The 9,960-nt window shown below is 55.1% G+C and carries 11 protein-coding genes; 7 read left to right on the top strand and 4 right to left on the bottom strand.

The annotated features are described in order from the left end of the window. Positions 1 to 46 precede the first annotated feature (46 nt). Together Y5S_RS17795 and xthA are read right to left on the bottom strand one after the other, a co-directional pair. Positions 47 to 1,072 carry an ion transporter gene (locus tag Y5S_RS17795; protein ID WP_035234985.1) on the bottom strand — a complete coding sequence of 342 codons (1,026 nt, stop codon included), beginning with the start codon at positions 1,070 to 1,072 and terminating at the stop codon, positions 47 to 49. Then, entirely contained in the window at positions 1,069 to 1,884 is an 816-nt protein-coding gene (gene xthA / locus Y5S_RS17790; RefSeq protein ID WP_035234972.1) for an exodeoxyribonuclease III, read from the bottom strand. The genes Y5S_RS17795 and xthA overlap by 4 nt, the downstream gene beginning before the upstream one ends. 139 nt (positions 1,885 to 2,023) lie before the next feature. Here xthA and Y5S_RS17785 point away from each other — a divergent pair, with 139 nt between their 5' ends. The 6 genes from Y5S_RS17785 to Y5S_RS17760 all read left to right on the top strand — a co-directional run bounded on the left by Y5S_RS17785 (position 2,024) and on the right by Y5S_RS17760 (position 7,393). Then, positions 2,024 to 2,836 (top strand): alpha/beta fold hydrolase, encoded by an 813-nt coding sequence (locus tag Y5S_RS17785; protein WP_035234971.1) that lies wholly within the window; start codon positions 2,024 to 2,026, stop codon positions 2,834 to 2,836. Then, on the top strand, positions 2,833 to 3,678 hold the full coding sequence (locus tag Y5S_RS17780; RefSeq protein WP_035234970.1) for an alpha/beta fold hydrolase: 846 nt from the start codon (positions 2,833 to 2,835) through the stop codon (positions 3,676 to 3,678). Before Y5S_RS17785 ends, Y5S_RS17780 begins: the two co-directional genes overlap by 4 nt. A 112-nt stretch (positions 3,679 to 3,790) precedes the next feature. Continuing rightward, entirely contained in the window at positions 3,791 to 4,252 is a 462-nt protein-coding gene (locus tag Y5S_RS17775) for a MaoC family dehydratase (RefSeq protein ID WP_035234969.1), read from the top strand. Positions 4,253 to 4,855: 603 nt separating this feature from the next. Beyond that, positions 4,856 to 5,809: an alpha/beta hydrolase gene (locus Y5S_RS17770; RefSeq protein ID WP_035234968.1), complete on the top strand. Its 954-nt coding sequence runs from the start codon at positions 4,856 to 4,858 to the stop codon at positions 5,807 to 5,809. After that, a complete protein-coding gene (locus Y5S_RS17765) occupies positions 5,802 to 6,887 on the top strand; it encodes a GGDEF domain-containing response regulator (protein WP_035234967.1) in 1,086 nt (361 codons plus the stop codon). The genes Y5S_RS17770 and Y5S_RS17765 overlap by 8 nt, the downstream gene beginning before the upstream one ends. Beyond that, positions 6,884 to 7,393, top strand: a complete 510-nt coding sequence (locus Y5S_RS17760) for a DUF2505 domain-containing protein (RefSeq protein ID WP_035234966.1) — start codon at positions 6,884 to 6,886, stop codon at positions 7,391 to 7,393. Before Y5S_RS17765 ends, Y5S_RS17760 begins: the two co-directional genes overlap by 4 nt. 6 nt (positions 7,394 to 7,399) lie before the next feature. On the opposite strand, the gene Y5S_RS17755 is transcribed toward Y5S_RS17760, so the two are convergent. Continuing rightward, on the bottom strand, positions 7,400 to 8,200 hold the full coding sequence (locus Y5S_RS17755) for an SDR family NAD(P)-dependent oxidoreductase (RefSeq protein ID WP_035234965.1): 801 nt from the start codon (positions 8,198 to 8,200) through the stop codon (positions 7,400 to 7,402). A gap of 112 nt (positions 8,201 to 8,312) precedes the next feature. Here Y5S_RS17755 and Y5S_RS17750 point away from each other — a divergent pair, with 112 nt between their 5' ends. Continuing rightward, entirely contained in the window at positions 8,313 to 8,510 is a 198-nt protein-coding gene (locus Y5S_RS17750; RefSeq protein ID WP_035234964.1) for a hypothetical protein, read from the top strand. On the opposite strand, the gene Y5S_RS17745 is transcribed toward Y5S_RS17750, so the two are convergent. After that, positions 8,495 to 9,817: a dicarboxylate/amino acid:cation symporter gene (locus Y5S_RS17745; protein ID WP_052041697.1), complete on the bottom strand. Its 1,323-nt coding sequence runs from the start codon at positions 9,815 to 9,817 to the stop codon at positions 8,495 to 8,497. The genes Y5S_RS17750 and Y5S_RS17745 overlap by 16 nt on opposite strands. Between the last annotated feature and the right edge of the window lie 143 nt (positions 9,818 to 9,960).

Raw genomic sequence — 9,960 nt, 5'->3', positions numbered from 1 at the left:
CAAGGCGTCATTCAGAGGCTCCCGACGTTCATCAATGATATCAGTATTAATTCTGAAGGTCTTCGCCCTGTTCTTCCAGTTTCCACTGCTGAACGGCTACCTGTTGTTTGATCTGCTCGAGGATATCCAGCAGCGTATCCCGCAGCAGTTCATCGAGTTGCTCTCCATCCCCCCGGGCCGCGCCGAGCACATCGTGCAGCAATTGCTCCAGTTGCGGGCGGTTGGCGGGTGAGGCCAGGTCTTCTACCAGCTGATCGACGAAGGCACTGCCAGTTTCCCTGACTGCATCGCCGAGCAAAGCGATGGCTCGGGGACCGGCGACCGGGATTGCCGCCAGGCGTCGTCCTGCCTGGGTGCGGGTAATGGCTTCATCGGTGAGATGGGCAAAATACCCGGCCAGCTCATCCCGGTATTCGCTATGGGTCTTCCGGGTGGCGGCGGCAATTCTATCGGCAACAAACCGGACCAGTCTTTCCTGTCGCGGGGCGAGAACCTGATGCTCTATGCGATGCAATAACGGGCTGCCGCCTCCCACCTCACGTTGGGCACCGCTGAGTACATTGATGACCACGCGGTCCGATATTTCCTCCACCACGATGTTGTAATACTTGAGCAGGGTTTGCCCTAACCAGGTTTGTGACAGGTCGATGATACCCATGCGCTGCAGGCGGAACAGCAGATTGACCACCCGCAGTATCCGCAACCAGCGGAAACTGCCCACCGGGATGCAGCCGAGCAGGTCATACCAGTGTGCGAAAGGGTAGAAGAACCAGCGATGGTAGGTCTTTCTGGCAATGGCAACGATCCAGCGCAGGGTGAATTCGGTCAGATAGACGGCGACAAAGCACAGGTCGTAAAACAGAAAATCAGCGTGGACAGTGTCACGATAAAACTGATGGAAAGCGGGCAGCTGCTCAGCCAGCAGTTGCTGGAAAGGCTGCACCTGAAAAAGCCAGTCGAACAGGATCAAAGCCAGGTTGGCTATCACCAGTGTGATCATGAAAAGATCAATCAGGAACCCGAGGGTATCAAGATTGGGCCTCAGCTTTTCGGGGTGCAGTTTGATCTTCATGATGTGAAGTTGGCCCAAACGGGACAGTGATCAGAGGGTTTCTCCATGGCCCTGAGTTCATAGTCCACACCTGTGTGCTTGAGTTTTTCCATCAGCGGCGCGGTGGCCAGCAGTGTGTCGATACGCAAACCGCGGCGCGGTTCACGTTCAAACCCCTTGGAACGGTAGTCAAACCAGCTAAAGATGTCGTCGGTATCCGGGTTCTGATGACGGAACGTATCGGTCAGTCCCCAGCCCAGCAGGCGATCCCACCATTCACGCTCCTCTGGCAAGAAGCTGGTTTTGCCTTCGCGCAGCCAGCGCTTGCGGTTGGCTTCACCGATGCCGATATCCAGGTCGGTGGAGGAGATGTTGAAATCGCCCATCACCACAATCTGCTGGTCTGAATGGTGGGTTTGCTCAAGATAGTCCTGAAGGTCTTCATAGAACTTCTTTTTGGCCGGGAACTTGGTCGGGTGTTCGCGGTTTTCACCCTGCGGGAAGTAGCCGTTGAGAACAGTGGTGGTGGTGCCGTCATTGTTGCGCAGGGTGCCGATAATCATGCGCCGCTGAGCTTCTTCGCCGTCATTCGGGAAGCCGTACTGCACGTTTTCCAGTGGCTCACGGGTAATAAGGGCAACACCGTAGTGGCCTTTCTGGCCGTGATAGTAGGGGTGGTAACCCATGTCACGAACCGCTTGTTCGGGAAACTCCGGGTCATGAACCTTGGTTTCCTGCAGGCCGATCAGGGCCGGCTGATACTTGTCGATCACGGCCTGCAGCTGGTGCAGACGCGCACGAATACCGTTGATGTTAAAAGAAATCAGGGTCATAAGGCCTCCTTGGTGTCCGCATTGTACACGAAGCATTGTCCTTGGCAGGCCGCGAAGTGGCGTTATTGGACATGGATGGGGGTCAATACTCTTGGCTATGATGTTTCTCTTGTCTGGCTTTGTTTTACCGGGAGAGTTCATGTCTGTCATGTCCACAGAAAAGCCCTGGCTGGTATTTGCCCATGCCAACGGCATCCCTGGCCATAGTTACGATACCTTTCTGGCTCCGCTTGAAGCCCGCTACCAGCTGCATGTCGTGGATCGGGTTGGTCACAACCCTGACTACCCGGTGGACGCCCAGTGGCATAGCCTGAGCCTGGAGCTGGAGGCTGAGCTGGCACCTCTACCCAAACCTATTGTCGGTATGGGCCATTCGCTGGGTTCGGTGTTGATGTACTTGGTCGCTCAGCGTCGGCCTGAGTGGTTTTCTGCCTTGTTGATGCTGGATCCTCCAATGATGAATGGTTGGCAGGGCGTCATGATCAATCTGGCAAAGACGCTGGGTCAGATAGACAAGGTTACCCCTGCGGGCAAGAGCCAGGGGCGGCTGGACTTTTGGCCGGATTGGCAGGCGGTGGAGAGCTATTTCAGCTCCCGAGGGTTGTTTCGAGCCTTTGATCCGCGCTGTCTTCAGGATTACCTGAAAGCGGGGCTGGAGTCCTGGGAGGGAGGTTGGCGGCTACGTTTTCGTCCGGAGACAGAAGTGGCGATTTTTCGCGAAACCCCCACTGCGGCAACTCGCATGCCCAAGTTGAAGATACCGGCGGCGATTGTGACTGGTAGACGGTCTCCTTCTCCTTTCCTGCATAGCGCACGGCGAATAGCCCGGCGTCATCACATGATTCATCGTATTGCTGAGGGCAGCCACATGTATCCGCTGGAAAAGCCTGAGGAAACTCTGGCCCTGTGTGAGGAATTGCTGGCGCAGTTGTCGGCACAGGAAGCTGCATGATGAAGCCGAAAGAGATCCAGTTTCAGGTTTACGGCCAAACCTTGACCGCGCTGCAATGGGAGGGAGAGGGGGAGCCGATCCTGGCGCTACATGGCTGGTTGGATAATGCGGCGTCTTATGTCCCGCTGTCAGAACGGCTGGGGAGGCCTTTGGTGGCGCTGGATTTTTCCGGGCATGGTCATTCCCAGCATCGCCCAAATGAGGTGGCTACCCATCTGGTAGACCATGTCCGGGATGTGAAGGTCGTAGCGGATTTGCTTGGCTGGCAACGGTTTACGTTAATGGGGCATTCCATGGGTGCGGGGATTGCCTGTTTGTTCGCGGCAACCTTCCCCGAGCGTGTGTCCCGACTGGTGCTGATTGAGGGACTGGGACCTCCAACAACGGAGTCCGGCGAGGTTGCTCTGACTTTACGCAAGGCCATTGATGATATGGCGGCACTGGCGAACAAGAAGAAGCCCGTGTACCCGGACATTGCGGATGCCGTGGAGGCGCGTACCCGCGGATTTGGCGGTCTGAGCCATGACGCATCTGCGTTACTGGTGGAGCGCGGATTAATGCCGGTAGACGGGGGGTGGACCTGGCGTGCGGACAGTCGTTTGCGTCTGACCTCGTCATTACGTCTCAGTGAAGCCCAGGTGGAAGGTTTCATCCGAGCGATTGAGGCTCCGGTTTGTCTCATTCTTGGTGAGCAAGGCATGGGCGGTAATGGCATGTTTGACCACCGGGTGGCGTGGTTGAGGTCGGTGGAAGTGGTACGCCTTGCAGGCCGGCATCACCTGCATATGGAGGTCCCTGAGGAAGTGGCGAAGACCATTAGCCGGTTCCTTTCTGCAACCTGATGCACTACTGACCAAAAGCATCAGCGCTGATGGTCCCTCTGCTCAATGTGTCATGGTGTTGTAGGACTGCTCCTCGTTAAGCTGACGAAAAACGCATTCGAGGAGTACAACAATGAAAGTGGTAGAGGCAGCATCACTGGCCGAATATATTGGCAAGGAACTGGGTGCATCTGACTGGTTTGAAATTGATCAGGATCGAATCAACGCGTTTGCCGACGCCACGCTGGATCATCAGTTCATCCATGTTGATCCAGAACAAGCCAAGAATACCCCTTTCGGTTCCACCATCGCCCACGGTTACCTGACACTTTCCCTGCTGCCTTACCTGCAGAGCACCATTGACGGTTTCCTGATGCCCAAAGGCATGAAAATGGCCATGAATTACGGTTTCGACAAGCTGCGCTTTATGGCTCCGGTCAAAGTGGGCAAGCGTGTGCGGGCCGTGGCTACCCTGATGGAAGCCACCGAGAAGCGTGAAGGGCAGTGGCTGCTCAAGTTTGCATTTAATGTGGAAATTGAAGGTGAAGAAAAGCCAGCCTTGGCAGCAGAATGGCTGCTGATGTACTTCATCTGATACCCCTGCAACATCCTCCTGGTCAGGTCTGTCGTTCCCGAATGGCAGACCTGTTTTTTTGGGGGTGCGCCGCGGGTTAGCGGGAAGGTAGATTTGCCGGGCGTCTGAAGTCGGTCTTCGGGTGCCAACGCCAAAACCCATCCTCAGTCTGCGGAAGCGGTGGTTCGAGCGAGAAGCAGCGTTTCAATCATGGCTCGGCGCATCGCGGCGGAACCGCCGCTCCTACCGGTAAGATGGTGTAGGTAGGGTTTGCTGATACTGATATTCAATTGCTATTCCCCGATCGCCTTTTTTTGCCGCCAAGTAGCGGTTACCCCTCTTTTTTCGCGCATCAGTGCAAACGGGCATATCCAGGGTAAACCTCACATATGCCCCTCGCTCCGGCAATGCTCACTGGCACCATACATCCGCTGATTTGGGCAGTTGGCCGATCAAAGTTTAATCACTTTCTTAGGTTGACTTCACAACCGGCTGATTTAAAAGCGGTTATAGGCACATAAAGCCAGCCGGGTGGACTAGCAAAATAGTCAGGATGGACGTAATGTAAGCCGTATGTCGTAGTCGGCCAATTACACCGGTCGGCCATCAACCCAGGAATAGAGCATGCTGCATCGTACCCGACAATGGCTGCGTCGAGTGGTGGATAACCGCTCTTCGATTCGTCGCGATCTGCGGTTAGTGCTTTCCCATGCTTCTGATCTGCCGCGTATGTTTGTTCCTTTCGGAAAGGAACCCGGTGCGCGTTCTGAAATGTCCTTGTCTTCCTATTCGAGTACCAGTGATGCGTTGGTATCACTGTTGCAGCTGGTGGTGCCCGCGACCCGTGAGTCCATCAGTCAGGGGTCGCTGGTTTGCCATCCCCCGAGAATGGCCAGAGAAGCAGAAAATTCCCGTTGGTTTTTTATTAATGGAATGGGAACGGCTCCTCCTGTGGCGTTATTAAACGCCAGTGAATTGGCCCGTCATTTTCAGCGGCCCATTACCCTGATTCATACCCCAACCTGGGGAATTGTGCGCGATGTGGCGGAATCCATTACCGCACGTACTTTGCGCAAGGACGGCAAACTGTCACGGCCGGCACTCAATGTGCTCATTGATGCCCTGGAAAAACAGGATCAGGTGGTCTTGGTCTGCCATTCTCAAGGCACCATCGTGGCCAGTTATATCGTTCGTAAACTGCTGCGCAATGCCACCACCCGGCATCTGGTCCGCAAGCTGGAAATCTATTGCATTGGCGGCGTGGCAGACAGCCTGGAAATTGATCCACAGCTGACTCTTGCAGCGGGGCATCCAGTGCCTTATGTGGAGCATTTCGCCAATGGCAGAGACTACCTGGCTGAGGTAGGCATTCTTGCCCATCTGGACAGTACGGCGGGCACGGTTTACTGCCTCTCCGGTCGTACCGGGCATTTACTCAACCAGCATTACCTTCCTGCAATTGTTCGTGGTGATTTCTGTCAGCGTAGTTCGCGATTGTATGGCTATGCGCGAGGGCGTAATCCAGGTCCCAAGGGAGCTGAATCTGTAGCGATGAAACAGTTGGAGCAGCATGGATAACAAAGAAAAGGCATTGCTGCTTTTCGTAGACGACTCAAAGGTCATGCGATTGGCTGCGGACAAGATGCTGGGCAGGGAGTTTCGTGTCGATGTGGCCGAAAATGGCGCTGAGGCCTGGGCCATGATTGGCAATAACCCGGACTATAGTGTGGTGTTCTCCGATCTGGCCATGCCGGAGATGGATGGCTATGCCTTGCTGGAAAAAATTCGTAATAGCCAGGATGAAGGCATCGCCAAGCTTCCTGTGATCATTGTCACCGGTGCGGAAAACGATGATCAGGCACGCACTCGGGCCCTGAGTATGGGCGGTACGGATTTTATCAGCAAGCCGTTTAACTCTACTGACTTGCTGGCTCGTGCCCGAGCCCATGCCAATTACCAGCAGGAGCGCAAGGAATTAGCACGCCAGGCCATGGTGGACCCTCTGACGCGAGTGGGGAATCACCGTTATTTCGTGCATCGCCTGGGGCAGGAGCTGGCATTGTCCACCCGGCAAAAAACGGCTCTGTCTGTAGTGCAACTGGAAATTTACCAATTCAATCAACTTTTCATACAGCTTGGAAAGCGCCGAGCGGATATGGTTCTGATGAAGCTGGCGCAGTTGCTTCAGGGTGTGGTTCGCAAGGAAGATTCGCTGGCTCGTACCAAGGTGTCGCAATTTACGGTGTTACTGCCCTCTGCCGATATCGAGGGAGCACGCCGCTTTGTGGAGAGGGCGCTCAAGGTATGCGAAAAGCTGGCATTCCAGCATCGCGGCAAGCCGCAGCGGTTGCCGATTAATGTGGTGCTGCACAGTCCTGGTGTAGACAGCAAAACGACACCTGGAGCCTTGCAGGCGGTGCTCGAAGGCTACATGAAGCGTGCCCAGCAAGCCGGAGCGGGCGCTGTGGTGGGGGATGAAGATGAGATGTCGCCGGTCGACAAGAACGTACCTGTTATGGGAATTGAGCAGGCTCTGGGGTTGATCAAGGCAGGCAAGCAGCGTGTTGTTGTTAATGCGCTGCCCGATTTGAAACGACAGTTGATGCCGTTGTTGAAACTGATGCAGCAGGCTTCATCTGGGCGGGAGAGAGCATGAAAGTGAAAGTCGACCGGGAATATCCGGTCAGTGTAGAGAAGTTATACGAGATTATTACCAGCAAGGATTTTTTTGAGCAGCGATTTCAGTGGGGCAAGGTAAACGATTACCGGTTCGAAGGTTTCGAACAAACTGCTGAAGGGCTACTGCTGAAAATTTTTCAGCCGGTAAAGTTCCGCTCTGACAAGATCCCCGGTTTTGCCAGGCGCTTTCTCCCTGAACAGGCAGACTTGCTGACAGAGTTCCTGTGGACGCCTCTCGGTGATGGTTCTGGTTATCAGGCTCGCTATCGCTTTCAGCTGGGGAATGTACCAGTAACCGTGGCGGGGAAAATGGTGTTGAGTCGTGATGGTGAGGATCACGCGATACAGTGTACGGAGGTCGAGGTCTCGTCTTCGGTGCCCATCGTGGGCAAGAAGCTGGTCGCGTTACTGGCGGACAAGGTTGATGATGCCCTTGCCGGGGACTATCGGCAGACGTTGCGTTATGTTCAGGAGCGTTGCTGAGGCGTTTTAACGTGGGCGGTAACGCTTTCCCAGTTGTTTAATGGCTTCTTCCCAGCGGTGTCGAAACCAGCGCATGCGGCGCCACTGGCTTTGTATCTCCGGTGTGCTGATCTGCAGGCTGCGGTCACAGCCGATGGCATTGAAGATCGCTCCCGCCACTTCATCAATACTGGCTTTGGCCTGGCTGGCGTGGCGCTGGAAACGGGCTGCGCTAAGTGGGTCGCTGGCTTCAATCTGCTCGCTATTTTCAGCAATTAGCGGGATAGCCACCGTGGAAACGGTGATCCCGCTGTCATGCAGTTCTGCATACAGGCTGCTTCCCAATGCCTTGATGGCCGCACCCATGGCGCTTTGACAGCTGGTCATGGGGGAGGGCAGCAGGCCGTATTCCACGATGACGTTAAGTATCCTGCCGGCTTGCTGATGCCGTAGGGCGGCAATGCTGCTCTGGCAAAGATTTACGGTATCCATGAGCTGCGTTTGTATGTGGCGTTGCCACTGGTTGGAGGAAATCGCTTCGAAGGGGCCCACACTGACATGGCGGGGCAGGTTGATGACCACATCAAGCTGCTGCCAGCGCCGCAAGATTCTGTCCATATTCCGGCGGTGATCCTGGCCTTCACCTGTCCGGGTCTCAAGGAACATGGCTTCCTTGCCGCTCGCATGCAGCTGCGCACAGAGCTGATTGGCACGGTGCGAATCATCGCCGCTGATAGCCACACGATAGTGTTCACAGGCGAGGTGCGCCAGTGCCTCCCCAAGCGGGGTGTCACCGTGATGAATCAACAGGACTGGCGCGTGTTTCAAAAAGGCTCCGAAACCCCGATCCGGGGTAGCAAAATATTTATGTGAACAAGTGTTGACATGTGACCGTGTTAAGTTAACATGTGTTCACAACCTAACGAAAGGAGTCATTCCAATGGCGTCTTACATGCAGATTTTCAAAGATGTTGTTGCCCTGGTCGCGGCGGTATTCTGTGCCATTGTCCTGGTATCGGGCCTTTCCCAGAGCAGCGAAACCCTGTTTTCCGCACTGTTGGCTTTTGCCATGATGGTACCGGTCATTTGCAGTAGCGCGGTAGGCCTGAAAAAGGATCTGGATCAGTTTACCGCTTGATGGTGTTCACGGGCAGCCTCTGCTGCCCGTGCTTCCATTTCATTTACGGGCAGGGATAGTACCTGTTCCTCACCTTCACTGCGCGCCAGCAGTACCGTCACCACGCTATCCCCCCAGATGTTTACCGCGGTTCTGCACATATCCAGAATACGGTCGGTGACCAGAATCAGCCCGATAGCCTCCGCAGGCAAACCAATGGCCGCCAGAATCACGGTGATCGCTACCAGCGATGCTGCAGGAATGCTGGCAACGCCGATCGACGTCAGCAGGGCGGTCACCACAATCATGAATTGCATCCCGAATGACAGATCCATGCCATAGGCTTGGGCAATAAAAATTGCCGCGACACACTCATACAGCGCGGTACCGTCCATATTTACGGTGGCGCCCAGGGGCAGGACAAAACTGCTGGTCTTGCGCGACACGCCGGCACGATCCTGAACACATTCCATGGTAAGAGGGAGGGTGGCGGCCGAGCTGGCGGAGGAAAACGCGGTCAGCAATGCCGGCATCATGGCTTGAATGTGTCGTATCGGCGAACGTTTGCCCAGTAACAGGATCAGTGCAGGCATGAACACGAATGCATGAGCAAACAGTGCCAGTAGCACGGTAAGGAAAAACCAGGCCAGCGGTTCGATGGCATCCATGCCTGTACGGGTGACTGTCGCTGCAATCAACGCGAAGACCCCAATGGGGGTGAAACGGATGATCAGCATGGTGATGCGGATCATCACCTGATAGATCCCGTCGATCATCTGCCGCAGGGTTTCCCCTGCTGAGCCTTTCTCTGTGCGTAGATAAAAACCAAAAAGCAGTGCGAACACGATCAGGCCCAGCATCTGGCCGTTGGCCGCTGCCGCAATCAGGTTGGGGGGGAGCATCTGGCGTAGAATTTCGGTGAAATCACCGGCTCCGCGTCCTTCAATTTTTGCCAGAACATTATCGGTTTCAGCCGATAGTCCAAGAAGGTTTCTGGCGGGTTCTCCATCAATAATGCCGGGGGTCAGCAGATTGACCAGCATCAAGCCGATAAGAATGGCCACCAGCGATGTGCTCATATAGAAAAAGACGGTTTTCACTCCCATGCGGCCCAGATTATCCCCGCCGCCAACACCGACCATGCCGGAAATAATAGCGGTGACGATCAGGGGAACCACCAGCATCTTCAACGCATTGATGAACAGGCTTCCGACGAGATCAAAGCCGGCGAGCACGGACACGCCAAACAGCGTGCTGTGTTCGCCAGTGATGGCGCCGATGCCGGCACCCGCCAGCATGGCGAGGAAAATCTGATGATGAAGCTTCATGGCGACCCCTGTCCCTGTCTTTATTCTTGATGAGGGAAATTCTGCCCCGATCATGCTGTCCTGGCTGTGGTGCTTACCGCATGACGACCGTGATGGAGAACATGTCCGGATGATTCGGTTATCCGTGACAGCCTACCTTATCT

The sequence above is a fragment of the Alcanivorax nanhaiticus genome, assembly GCF_000756665.1.
Lineage (GTDB): Bacteria > Pseudomonadota > Gammaproteobacteria > Pseudomonadales > Alcanivoracaceae > Alcanivorax > Alcanivorax nanhaiticus.
This window is presented reverse-complemented; position numbering and strand designations above follow the sequence as displayed.

What these genes read in the sequence shown, in the direction of transcription:
- Y5S_RS17795 (WP_035234985.1), bottom strand. Translation starts at nt 1,072, where the DNA reads ATGAAGATCAAACTGCACCCCGAAAAGCTGAGGCCCAATCTTGATACC.
- xthA (WP_035234972.1), bottom strand. Translation starts at nt 1,884, where the DNA reads ATGACCCTGATTTCTTTTAACATCAACGGTATTCGTGCGCGTCTGCAC.
- Y5S_RS17785 (WP_035234971.1), top strand. Translation starts at nt 2,024, where the DNA reads ATGTCTGTCATGTCCACAGAAAAGCCCTGGCTGGTATTTGCCCATGCC.
- Y5S_RS17780 (WP_035234970.1), top strand. Translation starts at nt 2,833, where the DNA reads ATGATGAAGCCGAAAGAGATCCAGTTTCAGGTTTACGGCCAAACCTTG.
- Y5S_RS17775 (WP_035234969.1), top strand. Translation starts at nt 3,791, where the DNA reads ATGAAAGTGGTAGAGGCAGCATCACTGGCCGAATATATTGGCAAGGAA.
- Y5S_RS17770 (WP_035234968.1), top strand. Translation starts at nt 4,856, where the DNA reads ATGCTGCATCGTACCCGACAATGGCTGCGTCGAGTGGTGGATAACCGC.
- Y5S_RS17765 (WP_035234967.1), top strand. Translation starts at nt 5,802, where the DNA reads ATGGATAACAAAGAAAAGGCATTGCTGCTTTTCGTAGACGACTCAAAG.
- Y5S_RS17760 (WP_035234966.1), top strand. Translation starts at nt 6,884, where the DNA reads ATGAAAGTGAAAGTCGACCGGGAATATCCGGTCAGTGTAGAGAAGTTA.
- Y5S_RS17750 (WP_035234964.1), top strand. Translation starts at nt 8,313, where the DNA reads ATGGCGTCTTACATGCAGATTTTCAAAGATGTTGTTGCCCTGGTCGCG.
- Y5S_RS17745 (WP_052041697.1), bottom strand. Translation starts at nt 9,817, where the DNA reads ATGAAGCTTCATCATCAGATTTTCCTCGCCATGCTGGCGGGTGCCGGC.